The organism is Hathewaya massiliensis (genome assembly GCF_902143515.1).
Taxonomy (GTDB): domain Bacteria; phylum Bacillota; class Clostridia; order Clostridiales; family Clostridiaceae; genus Hathewaya; species Hathewaya massiliensis.
Genome location: NZ_CABFVD010000007.1, coordinates 76,407 through 90,889, shown reverse-complemented (window position 1 = coordinate 90,889; position 14,483 = coordinate 76,407). Strand labels below are relative to the sequence as shown.

The following is a 14,483-nucleotide window of genomic DNA, read 5'->3' as shown; positions in this document are numbered from 1 at the left end:
GGGGGAGTGGAAATGAATTATCAGGTAGACTTTAAAAATAAGATGGTTTTAGCAATAGAAAGAAATGAAGATATCAGTAGTATGATAGATAATGGAAAGCCAACACGTAAAACTATACAAGGATGGTATGACATGTATAAATCTAATGGTCTATTTAAAAAGGAAAGTAATAATGATGCAATACCATCGTGGAGTGGATATAACTATCAAGGGAAAATGATGCTATTATTGACTTTGCAAATGATGAATAAGTTGATTTTTACTGATGATAATAGCTTTAACCACTGGGGTGTGGAGTTAGAAAAAAAGCAAGACTTTGTATTTATAAAGAATAGCGTTGTAGAGTCCTTATATCAAGTAAAGGCTTGCTTATCTAAAACAACCGTAGCAGGCTATGAAGAAGCTTTGGAGAAATTAATAGAAGATAAAGAGCTAAGTACTAATAAAAATGCTAAATGTGTATTGATATCAGCAAAAGATATAACTGACTGGGGAACAACTAAGAATAAGTTTAAGGATAGAGTTGAGTTGTATAAGTATAGGGATGAGGTTGTTTCTATATTAGGTGTGATTGACTATATTAAGATGGAGTTAGAAAAATTACTTAATAATATAAAAGTAAATACTTCAAAGGAAGATATTTATTTAATTCTTTGTGATTTTGTAGATAGAAAGATATCACAATATCATGATGGGGGTAAGAAGAGTAATTATAATATATTGTTTAGTGAAATAGTAGACTATATCAAATGTGTTAGTATAGACAGAGAGGAAATAGAGAAGTTAAAGTTTAAGGAATACATATATAAATATATCAATAAAAAAATAGAAGAGAATACTATGGATGCTTGTGAAGAGTGTGAGAGTATTTGCAAGGAAAATTGTGGAGTACTTAGAAATTATGAATTGATAAAGGCTGTAGCATTAGATAAGTATATAAGATACATTAATCCAGTGGCTAGTAAAGAAGAGGCGATAGAAAGCGTATTTAATAATAATATATACACAGATAATATATGTGAAGTTTATAAGGCTGTAGATTCAAATATTATAAGTGAAGAAAATAATTTAATATTTTTTAGTCATAATTATGGAAGCTTAAAAGTTATTCCTACTATAATACAAATTAATAGTTCAAGTGTAAGGACATCTAAGTCTCTAATTAAAATTAATCAAAATGAGGTATATAAGAGCCTTGATAGTGAATTTGTTTTATCCGGGGATATTGGGTGTAGATTATTACAAACTAAAGGTGATAAGTTTACTAATACAGATAGAGATTTTCTTATGAAGAATAATAAGATTGTTATAGAAAAGGATATTAGTATAAAAGATGTATTAGATAATACTAATAAAAAGGATAAGAAAATAAGCTTTTCTCAAAATATAACAATAATTAATAAAGATGATTTAATTACATATATTATGGAAGGAGAATAATTTATGAATAAAATTTTAGAGATTATAAAGAAATATAATGGGACATTAATAAGTAATATGGAAGACTCAGAATCTGTTATTTATGAAGAGAAGTTTATAATTTTAAAAAATAAAATAAAGAACCATTTTTGTATTTTTGAGTTTGATCATAATGATGTGAATACAGAAGAAATTGTTGCATACATAGAAAGATGTTGTAGTGAAAATAAAATATTAAGAACTGTTAAACCTCAATTCATTTATGCAATAGTTATCTTAAAGACATCTTGCATAGGAGAGCAACTACATAAGAAAATAATTGAAATAGAAGAGAATGAGTATTTCTGTAAAAAATATGTTTTTTATTATAATGATGATGAAGTAAATACATTTGAAGCTTGGGCTAAAAAGAATAAAAAGGATAGCTTTAATGAACTAATTAGGATTAAAAGCAACAATAAGACCATCAATAAAAAGGATAATGATTCTATTGCATTAAAGTTTATGCTTAGGATTTTAATAAAATTTATTTTTGTAAAAGTAGACTTAGAGTATAAGGATGAAGTAAACTTTGAAAATGAGTTATTAGAACAATTAAAAAAAATAAAGAAAGATCCTATAGAAAGTAATATATATAAATTTAGTAAAGAGGGGCTTGAGAAGCTGATGTCTATGAGTTTAGATGATGCTGTTGATTCTTACTTATCAAGCTTTAGAGAGGGATAATATGGGTTATAGAATTGAAAACATATGGGTTAATAATTTTAAATTTGTGGAGTATAGTGAGGGTGAATTAGGCGTAAATGTTAATTTTCAAGAGGCTAATTTAGTACTTTTAAATGGACCAAACGGATATGGGAAGACAACTACTTTTGAAGCTGTAGAACTACTCTTGACTGGAGATATTAAGAGCTTTAACTCAGCTCTCTTAAATAGAGGGAGTCTTTCTAAATCAATTTTAGCGAATAATCCTTCAAAGGATATTAAAATTACTGCAAAATTAGTTAATGAAAAAGGCAATGTTTTAACTATTGAAAGATGTATTGATTGTAAAGATGGATTTACATCTACTATAAAGGTTAATGAAGAAGAGTGTACTGAAGAATATTTATGGGAACTATTAAAGTTTAATAAGAGCATTTTTGATATTGGTATGTATATTTCACAAAAGGAGTCTCTAGAGTTTCTTGAGAAGAAGTATGGTGATAGAAAGAGTTTGATTTCAGGAATATTAGATAGTAGTAATATTCAAGGAAAAAGTGAGTTTCTAAAGATTTTCGAAAAAAAGGTTAAAAGTAAGATAGAAGAGAGTGAAAAGACGTATACAGATGAAATAGAAAAGTTAAGTGCTAGTTTACAACTTTTGATGGATAAGGAGAAGAATGTATCTAACTTGCCTAAAGATGTTGTATATAAAAGGCTTTTTGAAGATGTGGAATATGGGTTTGATTTAGAAAAGTTAGATTATAATATAGAGTATGATACACAAGTTGAACCACTAAATAAAATTATAGGTGTTATTAGAAGTCAGGGGAAATATAAAAATACTAAGAAGATATTAAGATTAGAAAAGGTTAAAAGTTCAATAGAGAATAATTTGAGAGCGATATACTATGCTGATGTAATTGAGAAAATTAAGCTTAAAGTAGATATTTTAAGTAATATAAAAAATGTAGATAACATGTTAAAAGAAAGAAAATATAGCGATGCAGTAGCCGTAGGAAAGTTAGCTGGCATTTCAATTGAAAGTATAACAGAAATAGAATCTTCTCTAAGAAACTACAATAAATTATTAACAGATTTAAAGAGTAATGAGAGAGATAGAGTTACCTTTATTACTAATAGAAAAAAATTAATAGAACTTTTTAATAGAAATGTTGAAAATAATAATTTTGATAAGAATGTGTGTCCTTTGTGTGGAAACCCATCTATGGAATTGGAAAGACTGTTTAAGATGACAGAAAGAGCATTACAAGAAAATAATACATTGTTAGAAAAAGACTTAGGTTTGATTAAAGACCAAATTGAGAAGTATTTTGATGAGGCTAAATGTATAAATGAAAAAGCTAAGTTTTTAAATAATAAAGAATATAAATTGTATTTAGAGTTAGAAAAGCTAATTAATATTGATATTTCTAACCTTATAGAAGAAAAAGAGGTAATGACGGAGTTTAGATTTACTAATAAAAAGGACTGTATAAGTGAAAAATTTGATAATGAATATAGTTTGTTTAAATTAAATATTGAAAAAGAAATTAATAGATTAGGGGAAAGACTATCTGAAAAAGAAGTTAAGGACTATGAGAACTTAATTGATAAGTACTATAAAGATGGAATTAATCATAAGGAAGTTGATATAAATAATAAAATAGCGTTTATTGCTGACAAATATTCAACAGGATATTCCAAACAAATCTCAATAGAAAAAAAGAAGCTTGAGGATAGGACTATAGAATATAAAAAGGTAAAGAATCAAAATAAGTTAGCAGAAGATACCGTTGAGGAATATAGAAAGAAATATGATGCTGCATTTAAGGCGTACCAAACGAATTTAGTGGAGAATATAAAAATACCATTATACATAACTTCAGGTAAAATAATTCAGAATTATCCTATGGGATTAGGAATAAATGTAGATATAAAGGATAATCAGGTTGTTTTTCAAACAGATAGCAAAGAGGATGATATATTTAACTATTTAAGTATGGGTCAATTAAATGGAGTAGCATTATCAATTATGTTATCAGTGAGGAGTACCATTGATTTTGAGGATGGTTTAGATTTAATATTGATAGATGATCCTCTTCAATCAATTGATGATATAAGTGCTTTCTCTTTTGCCGATTTACTAGCAGATTCATTTACTGATTCTCAAGTAATAATGTCTACTCATGAATCAGATAAATCAGATTTATTAGAATATAAATATAGACAACATAACAGAAGTGTTAAGGTATTAAATATGTATGAGAGGTATATTAATAGTTAGATTATAAGTAAAGCATCACACTTCTGTGATGTTTTACTTGTAAGAGTCAATGATTAGACGCTTATAAAGTAGCCTCCGAACTTGATAAAATTATTTTATAATTTATCGGGTAGGAGGTTTTTGTGCTTAAAAAAACTAAGTAATATAAATTGGGAAAAAATCATAAAACAAAATTATAGTAGTGATGAAAAAGTAATAATTAATGAATTTTGTAGAGGTTATAACCTATAAAAACAACAATTTGATTATCATAAAAAGAAGCTGAGCAAGCTCATGTTCTAAGACTTCTTATAAAATTTTACAGGTTGATACCAGGCTACAGCAATCTTAGCAGACTTATAAGGATATATTATTTGGCACATATAAGATGAAAACTTTATGAGGTAATCTCAGGCTTAAATAAAGAGAGCCTAAAGAAACCTAGAGATATAATATGAATTCAGTATTAAATTTAACTCAAGGTATATCAGCAGCTACAGAAGAAATAGCTTCATCAATAACAGAGGTAACTATTAATATATCAGGAATAAATGATATATTAATAGATGTGATTATTCAATTTATGATATGGATTTGGTGAATTAGAATTAACCTCATATTAAACGAGATAGTTAAATTTTAAAGAAAATAAGTTAGAACCTTGAAAAAATCAGGGTTCTTTTCTTATGGAAATTTTCATCCTATGGCTATCCGCTCTAATTCTCCATTTAAATCCATGAACTCTATTTATTTTTCTGTAAGCGTCAAAGTTTTAGCACCTTTAATAATTCCAAGAATAGTATTAAAATATCCTAGTAAGGCAACACAAAAGCTTTACTAGGATTAATTTTATTTCTTTTCTTTAATTTTCATATTTTCAGGGATCTTATGAGACCAAGGCATAAGATTCTCTAAGCTTTCGCTATCCTTTATATCTATCTTTGATAGATTATCAAATAGATAAACCAAGTATCTTTCTACAACTAAATTATTAGCCTTGGCAGTTTCAACAATACTATAAATATTGCTACTTGCAGTTGCACCCTTAGCAGTATTTGCAAAAAGGAAGTTTTTTCTNTTTGATAGATTATCAAATAGATAAACCAAGTATCTTTCTACAACTAAATTATTAGCCTTGGCAGTTTCAACAATACTATAAATATTGCTACTTGCAGTTGCACCCTTAGCAGTATTTGCAAAAAGGAAGTTTTTTCTACCTATTACAAAAGGTTTGATAGCTCTTTCAGCAGCATTATTATCAACTTCTAAAGAACCATCTAATAATACATTTTTTAATCCCGGTAAATGCTTTTTAGCATACTCAAGTGCCTTACCTAACGGACTTCTTGGAAGAGCATCTTTTATTTCTCTTTCAACATAATCGATAAAATTATTTATAATTGGGGCTAGTTTCTCAGCTCTTATTTTAAATCTAATATCACAATAATTTTCATCACTTGAATAAGATTCTCTAAGTTCTTTTTCAAGCTTATAAATTTGCTCACAATAATTAAACCCTATTACTCCTCTAGAATTTTTTAGGGCTTCTTTATCTAAATCTACTATTATATTATGAAAGTATCTTCTTATGTGAGCCAAGCAGTATACCCTTGTAGCTCCGCTAACGGAATTGTATCCATTATATCCATCCGTTTGGAGAAATCCTTTAAAATCTCCTAAGAAATTTTTAGGGCAAGAGCTTGATCTAGTGCTTTGGTAATCATATAAGATCACAGGCTTAGAGTTGGTATTACTCATATATAACCACATGTACTTTTTAGCTTTAGAATCCTTGCCATTATCATTAATTACTTTCAGAGTAGTTTCATCAGCATTAATGTAATTACGGCTAAGCAATTCTTTCTTCATATGTTTATATATAGGCTCCAGAGCTGTCGCTGCAGACATAGTCCAATTGCATAGAGTCTGCCTTGAAAGAGTAGCACCCATCATATTAAAGTAAGTTTCTTGCCTATATAGTGGCATTGCATGTTGATATTTAAGTATTAGGGTATGTGCAATTAACTCATTTGAGGCCATGCTATTATAAAAAATAGTTTTAGGTGTTTCTGGTGAAACTATTTTACTTTCACCAGTGGCTCTTTCGCATGTTTTACAAGCATAGCTATAAACAACATGCTCCTCAATTATTAATTTAGCAGGAATGTATTTAACAACTTCTTTTCTAGATTTAACTCCGATAGGAGTAAGTTCTTCACCACATTCCTTGCAGTTAAGATCCTCACCTTCTAATTTATGTTCAACAACAACTCTTTCTAAATTAGCTAAATTGTCTTTCTTTCCAGTATAATTGCTTTTCTTGGCTCTTTTATATGTAATTTCCTCTAAAGTAGGTTCTTCTACCTTTGAATCACTATGTTTTTCAGCTTCGTTAAAAAAAGATAATTGGTTAGCATCTACTTGTTCACTGGATGCTCCGAATATCTTTCTATTTCTATTAGATATAACACCCTTTAAAAATGCTATCTCATTTTTAAGTTGTTGGATTTCTTTATCCTTTTCACTTAATTCTTCTTTGTTATTATTAATCTCTTCTTCCATTGATTCAACTTTGCTAATTAATAATTTAGTAGCTTCATCAAGTTCATTGTTTAAAATTTCGTGACTCATAGTTACCCCTTTAGCTTTATTTGATATTTCTATTATACCATAAAACCCTTGAGATTACTAGGTTTCAAGGGTTAAAAGTTGATATTTTTTTAATAATAGTTACTTGCTTTTACAGGTTTAAATTTAGATTTTGTTCTTACTTCATAGCCTTTTAAAAGCCAACGTAATTCATCAACATTAATCTTTAATGCATCATCAGCTGTCGCTGGCCATTTGAAGCGATTAGCTTCTAAACGATGATAATATAGCCAAAAGCCTTCATCAAAGTGAAGAATTTTTAATTTATCCATTTGCTTGTTACAAAAAACAAATAATGCTTTATCAAAAGGATCTAACTTAAATTGATTTTGCACTATAAATAACTAATCCATCAATACTTTTTCTTAAATCTGTGTAGCCGCAGGCAAGATAGACTTTTTCTACCTTATCTATATTTAACATCTTAGAATTAACTCCTTAATTATTGCTGTTATTAAAGTAGCTTCGCTAACAGGAATAAGTATATTAGCATTGCCTACATTAATTTTCACTTCTTTTAATGTGGATTTATCTTCTTTAATATTATCAATTTTACTATTCAAAGAAATAGCCTGAAAAATAGTTTCTTTACTTTCATTTACTTTTTCTACCCTTTTTTTATGGTAATAAAATTGACTCTTATTAAGGTTATTTTCAGCACAGAAATCTTTCACTGTTATTGTATCTTTAACAGAGTTAAATTTATTTAAATATTCCTCCCAGGTATCATTATCTAATTTTCTATACATAAGTAAACCTCCCATTGATAATCTTTTACTTAAGTTTATCAATGAGAGGATATGTTTTCTAGATACTTAATTTTTTACGCTTACAGTTAAATACAGGATAGGTAGATTGGGTAATATTGATGTTGATAAAATAATGCATATGAGGGGCATATATAAAGAAAATATAGAAATGTTAGCAGGAATTTATATTTTATTAGATGAAAATGAACAAGCAAGGGATCTAATCAATAAAATGGATAAGGAAGAAAGGGAAATATTTATGGGCTATCCTATTTATTATCTTCTAGAAAACAAAGAAATTAATTAGAATTTAGGGAGTTTCCCATTTGATTTATAAAGTTAATAAATATAAAATCATAATGACAAAGATAAAAACACGTTCTGGTTAGTAGTCCAGGCATAGAATATTGCTATTATTAACCTGCATTCTTGGTTGTCCATTCTTTGTTTATATTATCTTAAGGATGGATTAATAAGAACAAAGTAGCATCAACATTAACAGTCTATTTTAATGGACAATTTTTGATATTGGTATATGAACGTGTATCTAATTGGAAATAGAAGTTAGCAAGATTACTTTCGGATCAGAACCAAAGGATTATGATGTTTATAGCTTTATTCTTGAGAACTGGATATATTTAAGATTTAGTCCATCTGTTGAAGATAAAATACTAAGGCTAATACAAAAATGAATCCTAAAAGGATGCAAAGAGAAATTAATAAAAAATTAAAAAGTAAAGGAATAGGAATAAAATCTCAACGGCATTAAAATTGCAACAGGAGCAAAATAAACTAGAGAGAAAGTCTGTAAGCAAGAGAGAAATTTAAAAATAGATATGATCCGAAAAGTTAAATTTATCAATGTAAAAAGGACTAGCCTGAGCTAGTCTACTTCTTCTTTCTATAACTCAAATCAAATTTATCATCAATCCATTGGGGAAGGCTTTTTAAAGCCTTCCCCAATGGATTTTTGTTTTTCTCTTCGTTCCTTTACCTCTTTTAATAAGTCTCTAGTTTTAATACATACACCATTTTCAAATATAAATTCTTCTAAATATTCACATTTAAAAGGATGATAAAATCTCATATGGACATAGAGCTTATCAATGAAATTATCTCCTATAAGAAAGCTCCTATATAGGGGATAGGTATATTTATATTTTCATAAGCTAGATTATCAACTATGGTATGCTAATTTTATTATTTCATCATAGATTCTTCTATATTAGAATTTATACATATAATTCAAGAAATAAATTATTCCTATAAAAATTGCAAACAATATATTTTTTCGTAGGTTTAAATATATAATCCCAATATATTCTCGTATAGTTGCAGAAACATAATAATAAAATTTAGTTTTAGAGCCTAAGCCATTATAATTAAGTCCTAGTGATTTAGCCAACATACCAGTTCTAAGTACATGATAGTTTGTAGTACAAAATAATACTTTAGGATTATTTTTATCTGAATCTTTTTTAATTAAAGCTGTTGAAAACTCTAGATTTTCCTTAGTACTACTTGATTTATCTTCCATCAAAATATCTTCTTCTGGAATATTCATCTCTAAGGCATAATTGTTCATAGCAAGAGCTTTAGAAACTACTTCATCAGAACCTTGTCCCCCAGACATAATTATCCTAGGAGGTTTTACGCCTTTTTTTATGACTATTATAAAATAAATAAGACTATATTAATTAACTACATTATAGGTTATATCATAAATTAATGATGATATTTGTATCAGCTAAATATCTAGCAAGTGTTCTGAATTGTAAAAATTATGGTACAATTATATATAGTTATTATTTTTAAATTAGATAGTGTAAAGAATTTTACACTATCTAATTTTATGAGGGGGTAGAGATTTATGAATAGTGAAGAGAGACAATTTCAGTTGCTTAAAAAGATAAGCTTTGTTAGAACTAGCGGAAGCAAAGAGGAAATAAGAGCTTTAAATATTTTAAAAGAAGAATTAGATAGTTTAGGGGTGGAAAGTAAGGTTGAACCTTTTAAAGTCATGTGTTATGACATAAAAAAGGCAAAGCTAGAAGTTATAGAACCTTTTTATAGAGAAATTGAAGTTGAAGGTATAGGATTAACTGGAAATACTAATCAAGAAGGGTTAGAGGCTGAACTAGAGTATGTTGAGGATGCGGAAGAAATTAATTTAGTTAATGCTAAAGGAAAGATAGTTCTTGTAAATGGTTATATGAGAGCAAAGAAATTTAGGGATATTGTACGTGCTGGTGCTGTAGGATATATAAATTTTAGTGGAAAGTTTATGGATAATGAAGATAAAACAGATATCGATAAAAATGCCATAAGAGAAAAGCACTTAGAGTTTGGAAAAATTCCTGGAGTAACTATGAGGGTAAAGGATGCTCTTCATATGATAAAATCAGGTGCTACAAAGGTACGCATAAAACTAGAGCAAGAGGAAGGAACCACTGATTCTCATAATCTTATTACAGAGATAAAGGGAACCCATTATCCAGAGGAAGTTATTGTATTTATGGCTCATTATGATAGTACACCATTTAGTAGTGGGGCATATGATAATGGAGCAGGTTCTGTAAATATTATGGAAATTCTTCGTCATTATTTAAAAAACCCACCTAAACGCACTTTAAAATTTATATGGTTCGGTTCAGAAGAAGTAGGTCTTCTTGGAAGTAAGGCATATGTTAAGGAACATGAGAAGGAACTTGAAAATATTAAATTTGGAATAAATGTAGATTTAGGCGGTACAATTCTTGGACAAGATAGAGCTAGTATAATAGCTAATGAAAGCTTATGTCATATGATCGAGTATTACTCAAAGGAAGTATGTTTCCCTATTTCAATAAAACAAGATATATACTCTAGTGATTGTATCCCTTTTTCAGATAAGGGTATACCCGTTGCAAATTTCTTACGTGTAGGTGCACCGGGAGCAATAGAAATTCATAACCGTTATGATATTATAGAAAATATTTCACCTAAAAACTTAGATAAGACAATGAACTTTGTTAAGAATTTTAGTGAAAAAATAGTTAATGCTTCTGTAATTCCCGTTCCACGTGAAATTCCTGAAAATTTAATTAAAAAAATAGATGAATACTTAATGAAAGATCTTAAGTAATAACAAGCCTTTGCTTATTTGGCACAGTTTTTAGAACTATAATTGAAATATACAAAAAGAATCGTAAAAAGCATGGTTCTTTTTGTATATATACCAAATAAAAAATTTTTAGTATAATATGCGTAGAATAAATTTATAAAGAGGAGATTAACACCATATGGAATATTTTTATTTTAGTGTAATACTCATGATTACTATGGTTATTATGAGCAGTATAAAAAAGATAGATGATAAGCAAATTAAGATTGAACGAAAATTAAATATAATTTTAAAACATATTAGAGCATCGGAATTTGATGATGAAGCTTATTGTATAAGTGAAGAATTAAAAATTCAACTTATAAATCTTATTGATGAAAATAAAAAAATCAAAGCAATAAAAAATTTAAGGGTATCAACGGGAATGGGATTAAAGGAAGCTAAGGAGTATGTTGATAACTTAGAGAACATAAATAATACTAAACCTAACAATTAAGAACAAAAATAAAAGTAAAAGTAATGCTTAATTTTAAGCTAGTACTTTTACTTTTTTTATAAATATAGTTCTTGTCTTTAGAGGGAGTTTTTACTTCCTCTTTTTATAATTCAATTAAATCCTTCTTTCTTATTTACTAGTTCCCTTTTTCTAGATAATTATTGCTCCCTCTTTTTGAATATGAAATCAAGCCTTATTTTCCTATTATCATTCATAAAAATCCACATATTAATTTAATAAATTTTCACTAGATATAAGAATAGTTATATCTAGTGATTACAATTATTCACATAAACATTAATAAAAAATAGATTATATATGTTTACTTATGTATACAATTAAAAATATATTAAGTAAACAATGTGTTTATATATGTATACAATATATAAACACATTATTCTGAAAAGTTTTACTATAAAAATTTATTTATAGGAGACATATTTTTTATGTAAAAGGCTATAAATTCACTTCTAATAAAAGAAAAAGTGAAAAAGGTGTTATATCATTAGAGAAGCTTTTCAAAAGGCTTATAAGAGAGAATATGAGGTTCTAAAATTTTACAATTCCTTATTTAAAAAGACGTATACTATATGTAATTAGAAATGATATAATAATATAACAACATAATATATAAATCATAGTAGGGATATGCAAAGGAGAGGTAGTATTATGACAAAATCTAATATTAGAAAAGCTTTACCATTAATTATTATATTTGTGTGGACAGCTATAATAAGTCCCTTTATAACAAATAATTGTTCATTTAAGTTTTTATCAGTACCTAAATATTGGGCAAGTATGGTTCCCATGATACTATTAGTTCCTATACTTATATATGTAGCTATTAAAGATAGAGAAAAATAATTTATAAAAAGATTAAAGTTGTATAATTTAAAATTATACATAAATGCTATAAGTAACTGTAAGAAAGGAAAATACCTAAGATGAAAGAAATAGTTTTTGTAACAAGTAATAGTGGAAAAATTGCATCTGCACAAAAAGAGTTAAATAACATAAAAGTCTTACCTTATAATGCGGAATTAATAGAACCAAGAAGTGAAGATATAAGAGAAATCGCTAGAGATAAAGTTATCCAAGCTTATGGCCTTGTAAAAAAGCCTTGTATAGCATTAGATTCTGGATTTTTTATAAAATCTTTAAATGGTTTTCCAAATACCTTTGTTAATCATGCATTAAATACCATAGGACTTGAAGGTATATTAAAGTTAATGGATGGTTTAGAAAATAGAGAGTGTGAATTTAAAACCTGTTTAGCTTATTATGATGGGGAACATATGGAGTTTTTTGAAAGTAAAGCACCAGGAACTATAGCAGAAGGTATACTTGGAAGGAATAATGAAAACAAGTGGTCCGATTTATGGTATATATTTAAACCATTAAATTTCAATAAAACATTAGCTCAATTTAATGAAGAAGATTTTATATTATATAATAGTTTAAAAGAGCCAACTTGTATAGAGAAGTTTGGTGCCTGGTATGAAAAGTTAATATAATTATTTAATGAAAAGAGGGGTTGTATGAAAAGTGCTATTATTTATTCTACAATAACAGGAAATACTAAAAAGGTTGCTGAAGGAATTTTGGAAGTTATGCAAAAAGGCACTGAAATTTTTAATGTAGAGGAAAGTCCTAAATGGGAAGAATATGATTTACTGATACTAGGATATTGGGTAGATAGGGGCCTGGCTGATACTAAAATGAGAGATTATATGAATAAAATACAGGATAAAAATTTAGGTATTTTTGGTACTTTAGGTGAAAGAGATAATACTGATTATTCAAGAGGTATTCAAAATAAGGTAGAAGAATCTCTTTCAAACTCCAATAAAATATTAGCTAATTTTATTTGCCAAGGTAAAATTGATTCTAAGTTTATAACTAAGTGGCTTGAAATATTAGATAAGAACCCTAATGATGAAAAAGCAAGAGACATTGTAGAAGAATTTAATAAAGCTAGTGTTCATCCTAATGAAGAAGATATTAAAAATGCACAGGTTGTTTTTAAAAATATGTTAGATTCCATTATATAAGGACAACTATTATTTATTTTTTTATAAAGATTAAAATTTGGAAATGGATTTTTAAAGTTTAAGGCATCAGTTAAATTATATTTTAATTGATGCCTTAAACTAGTATAATATATGATAATAAATGTTCTAAAGATAAAACATAGTTTTATAAGGGAGGATAATATGGCTGATACAATATTTAGTGTTAGAATTGATGAAGATATAAAGAGTAAATTCAATGAATTAGCAAAAGATTTAGGAATAAACAATAAGGAATTTATGGAGGAGTTAGTAAGCACCTATGAATTACATAGGGTAAGTGAAGAATCTACTATAAATGTGCAAAGCGATATAAATGAACTTCAACATATAACTAAGAGAATGATAGATATATATATAAACTTAGTAGATAGTATAAAAACAGCTGAAACTGAAAAAGAGGATAAGCAAAGAAAGATTTTAGAAGAAAAACAAAAAGAAATAAGTAAATTAGAAGAAAGTCTTCAAAGAGAAGAAGAAGCAAAAGAAGAATTATTAAATAAAATAAAAGAAGCAAATAAAGAAATAAGCACTATGGAAGAAAAATTAAAAAAGCAAGAAGAGGTTAATAATAATTTTAAAACTCTTAAAGAAATGTTAGAAGATAAAATAAAGGAATTAGAAAATAAACTTCAAGATAAAAGTAAAGAGGTTAAAGAGCTAGCAAATATAAGAATTGAATTAGATAATTCAGAAGAAGAAAGAAAACATTTAATAAACTTAATGAATAATTATAAAGAAGAAAATGAAAATTTAAAATGTAAACTAATAAAAGAAGAAGAGGAAAAGGAAACTATTAAGAACTCACTAAAAGAAGACTATGAAAAATATATAGAAATTATTAAAGAAAAAGAAGCTTTGGAGAAAAATAGAGCTATTTTTGAGATTAGGGAGAATAGCCAGGAAAAATTATTTAAACTTCAAAAGGAATTAAATGAAAAAATAATAAAGTTAATTGATGAAAATAGCATATCTAATAATAAGATAAAAGAGCTTGAAGAGAAAATTAAAGAGTTAACATAAGGTTTTA

18 protein-coding genes are annotated in these 14,483 nt (G+C 27.2%); 13 read left to right on the top strand and 5 right to left on the bottom strand.

What is annotated here, in order from left to right:
- Nucleotides 1-12: 12 nt before the first annotated feature.
- The 4 genes from FNZ64_RS12510 to FNZ64_RS14755 all read left to right on the top strand — a co-directional run bounded on the left by FNZ64_RS12510 (nucleotide 13) and on the right by FNZ64_RS14755 (nucleotide 4,988).
- Complete coding sequence (locus tag FNZ64_RS12510; RefSeq protein WP_142415346.1) at nucleotides 13-1,440, top strand: ABC-three component system protein; 1,428 nt, start codon at nucleotides 13-15, stop codon at nucleotides 1,438-1,440.
- Between the two features lie 3 nt (nucleotides 1,441-1,443).
- Entirely contained in the window at nucleotides 1,444-2,145 is a 702-nt protein-coding gene (locus FNZ64_RS12505) for an ABC-three component system middle component 1 (RefSeq protein WP_142415345.1), read from the top strand.
- Between the two features lies 1 nt (nucleotide 2,146).
- Entirely contained in the window at nucleotides 2,147-4,408 is a 2,262-nt protein-coding gene (locus FNZ64_RS12500; RefSeq protein ID WP_142415344.1) for an AAA family ATPase, read from the top strand.
- Between the two features lie 433 nt (nucleotides 4,409-4,841).
- Complete coding sequence (locus tag FNZ64_RS14755; RefSeq protein ID WP_185903776.1) at nucleotides 4,842-4,988, top strand: hypothetical protein; 147 nt, start codon at nucleotides 4,842-4,844, stop codon at nucleotides 4,986-4,988.
- Nucleotides 4,989-5,236: 248 nt separating this feature from the next.
- On the opposite strand, the gene tnpC is transcribed toward FNZ64_RS14755, so the two are convergent.
- The 3 genes from tnpC to tnpA all read right to left on the bottom strand — a co-directional run bounded on the left by tnpC (nucleotide 5,237) and on the right by tnpA (nucleotide 7,785).
- A complete protein-coding gene (gene tnpC / locus FNZ64_RS12495; RefSeq protein ID WP_279233280.1) occupies nucleotides 5,237-6,949 on the bottom strand; it encodes an IS66 family transposase in 1,713 nt (570 codons plus the stop codon).
- A gap of 158 nt (nucleotides 6,950-7,107) precedes the next feature.
- Nucleotides 7,108-7,371 (bottom strand): IS66 family insertion sequence element accessory protein TnpB, encoded by a 264-nt coding sequence (gene tnpB / locus FNZ64_RS12490; RefSeq protein ID WP_185903775.1) that lies wholly within the window; start codon nucleotides 7,369-7,371, stop codon nucleotides 7,108-7,110.
- An 81-nt stretch (nucleotides 7,372-7,452) separates the two neighbouring features.
- The gene (gene tnpA, locus FNZ64_RS12480) at nucleotides 7,453-7,785 is read right to left on the bottom strand and encodes an IS66 family insertion sequence element accessory protein TnpA (RefSeq protein WP_142415340.1); all 333 of its coding nucleotides are present in this window, start codon (nucleotides 7,783-7,785) and stop codon (nucleotides 7,453-7,455) included.
- 106 nt (nucleotides 7,786-7,891) lie between these two features.
- On the opposite strand from tnpA, the gene FNZ64_RS12475 reads away from it, so the two are divergent.
- The 3 genes from FNZ64_RS12475 to FNZ64_RS15150 all read left to right on the top strand — a co-directional run bounded on the left by FNZ64_RS12475 (nucleotide 7,892) and on the right by FNZ64_RS15150 (nucleotide 8,554).
- A complete protein-coding gene (locus tag FNZ64_RS12475; RefSeq protein ID WP_142415339.1) occupies nucleotides 7,892-8,092 on the top strand; it encodes a hypothetical protein in 201 nt (66 codons plus the stop codon).
- Between the two features lie 244 nt (nucleotides 8,093-8,336).
- Complete coding sequence (locus FNZ64_RS15155; protein ID WP_142415338.1) at nucleotides 8,337-8,477, top strand: DUF2992 family protein; 141 nt, start codon at nucleotides 8,337-8,339, stop codon at nucleotides 8,475-8,477.
- Nucleotides 8,474-8,554, top strand: coding sequence for a DUF2992 family protein (locus FNZ64_RS15150; RefSeq protein WP_142415483.1), 81 nt, complete (start codon nucleotides 8,474-8,476; stop codon nucleotides 8,552-8,554). Before FNZ64_RS15155 ends, FNZ64_RS15150 begins: the two co-directional genes overlap by 4 nt.
- Before the next feature lie 156 nt (nucleotides 8,555-8,710).
- Here FNZ64_RS15150 and FNZ64_RS14750 read toward each other — a convergent pair whose 3' ends face one another.
- A complete protein-coding gene (locus FNZ64_RS14750; RefSeq protein WP_185903774.1) occupies nucleotides 8,711-8,872 on the bottom strand; it encodes a hypothetical protein in 162 nt (53 codons plus the stop codon).
- 138 nt (nucleotides 8,873-9,010) lie between these two features.
- Nucleotides 9,011-9,451 (bottom strand): YdcF family protein, encoded by a 441-nt coding sequence (locus FNZ64_RS12460; protein ID WP_279233279.1) that lies wholly within the window; start codon nucleotides 9,449-9,451, stop codon nucleotides 9,011-9,013.
- 204 nt (nucleotides 9,452-9,655) lie between these two features.
- Between FNZ64_RS12460 and FNZ64_RS12455 the strand changes: the two genes are divergently transcribed.
- The 6 genes from FNZ64_RS12455 to FNZ64_RS12430 all read left to right on the top strand — a co-directional run bounded on the left by FNZ64_RS12455 (nucleotide 9,656) and on the right by FNZ64_RS12430 (nucleotide 14,476).
- Nucleotides 9,656-10,909 (top strand): M28 family peptidase, encoded by a 1,254-nt coding sequence (locus tag FNZ64_RS12455; protein ID WP_142415336.1) that lies wholly within the window; start codon nucleotides 9,656-9,658, stop codon nucleotides 10,907-10,909.
- A 157-nt stretch (nucleotides 10,910-11,066) separates the two neighbouring features.
- Nucleotides 11,067-11,384, top strand: coding sequence for a ribosomal protein L7/L12 (locus tag FNZ64_RS12450; RefSeq protein ID WP_243129271.1), 318 nt, complete (start codon nucleotides 11,067-11,069; stop codon nucleotides 11,382-11,384).
- Nucleotides 11,385-12,053: 669 nt separating this feature from the next.
- Entirely contained in the window at nucleotides 12,054-12,248 is a 195-nt protein-coding gene (locus tag FNZ64_RS12445) for a hypothetical protein (protein WP_142415335.1), read from the top strand.
- A gap of 80 nt (nucleotides 12,249-12,328) precedes the next feature.
- A complete protein-coding gene (locus FNZ64_RS12440; protein WP_142415334.1) occupies nucleotides 12,329-12,898 on the top strand; it encodes a non-canonical purine NTP pyrophosphatase in 570 nt (189 codons plus the stop codon).
- A gap of 24 nt (nucleotides 12,899-12,922) precedes the next feature.
- A complete protein-coding gene (locus FNZ64_RS12435; RefSeq protein ID WP_142415333.1) occupies nucleotides 12,923-13,435 on the top strand; it encodes a flavodoxin family protein in 513 nt (170 codons plus the stop codon).
- 162 nt (nucleotides 13,436-13,597) lie between these two features.
- Complete coding sequence (locus FNZ64_RS12430) at nucleotides 13,598-14,476, top strand: coiled-coil domain-containing protein (protein ID WP_185903773.1); 879 nt, start codon at nucleotides 13,598-13,600, stop codon at nucleotides 14,474-14,476.
- Nucleotides 14,477-14,483 lie beyond the last annotated feature (7 nt).

Excerpts from the sequence above, each read along its gene's own strand:
- FNZ64_RS12510 (WP_142415346.1), top strand. The coding sequence starts at position 13 with ATGAATTATCAGGTAGACTTTAAAAATAAGATGGTTTTAGCAATAGAA.
- FNZ64_RS12505 (WP_142415345.1), top strand. The coding sequence starts at position 1,444 with ATGAATAAAATTTTAGAGATTATAAAGAAATATAATGGGACATTAATA.
- FNZ64_RS12500 (WP_142415344.1), top strand. The coding sequence starts at position 2,147 with ATGGGTTATAGAATTGAAAACATATGGGTTAATAATTTTAAATTTGTG.
- FNZ64_RS14755 (WP_185903776.1), top strand. The coding sequence starts at position 4,842 with ATGAATTCAGTATTAAATTTAACTCAAGGTATATCAGCAGCTACAGAA.
- tnpA (WP_142415340.1), bottom strand. The coding sequence starts at position 7,785 with ATGTATAGAAAATTAGATAATGATACCTGGGAGGAATATTTAAATAAA.
- FNZ64_RS15150 (WP_142415483.1), top strand. The coding sequence starts at position 8,474 with ATGAATCCTAAAAGGATGCAAAGAGAAATTAATAAAAAATTAAAAAGT.
- FNZ64_RS14750 (WP_185903774.1), bottom strand. The coding sequence starts at position 8,872 with ATGAGATTTTATCATCCTTTTAAATGTGAATATTTAGAAGAATTTATA.
- FNZ64_RS12455 (WP_142415336.1), top strand. The coding sequence starts at position 9,656 with ATGAATAGTGAAGAGAGACAATTTCAGTTGCTTAAAAAGATAAGCTTT.
- FNZ64_RS12450 (WP_243129271.1), top strand. The coding sequence starts at position 11,067 with ATGGAATATTTTTATTTTAGTGTAATACTCATGATTACTATGGTTATT.
- FNZ64_RS12445 (WP_142415335.1), top strand. The coding sequence starts at position 12,054 with ATGACAAAATCTAATATTAGAAAAGCTTTACCATTAATTATTATATTT.
- FNZ64_RS12440 (WP_142415334.1), top strand. The coding sequence starts at position 12,329 with ATGAAAGAAATAGTTTTTGTAACAAGTAATAGTGGAAAAATTGCATCT.
- FNZ64_RS12435 (WP_142415333.1), top strand. The coding sequence starts at position 12,923 with ATGAAAAGTGCTATTATTTATTCTACAATAACAGGAAATACTAAAAAG.
- FNZ64_RS12430 (WP_185903773.1), top strand. The coding sequence starts at position 13,598 with ATGGCTGATACAATATTTAGTGTTAGAATTGATGAAGATATAAAGAGT.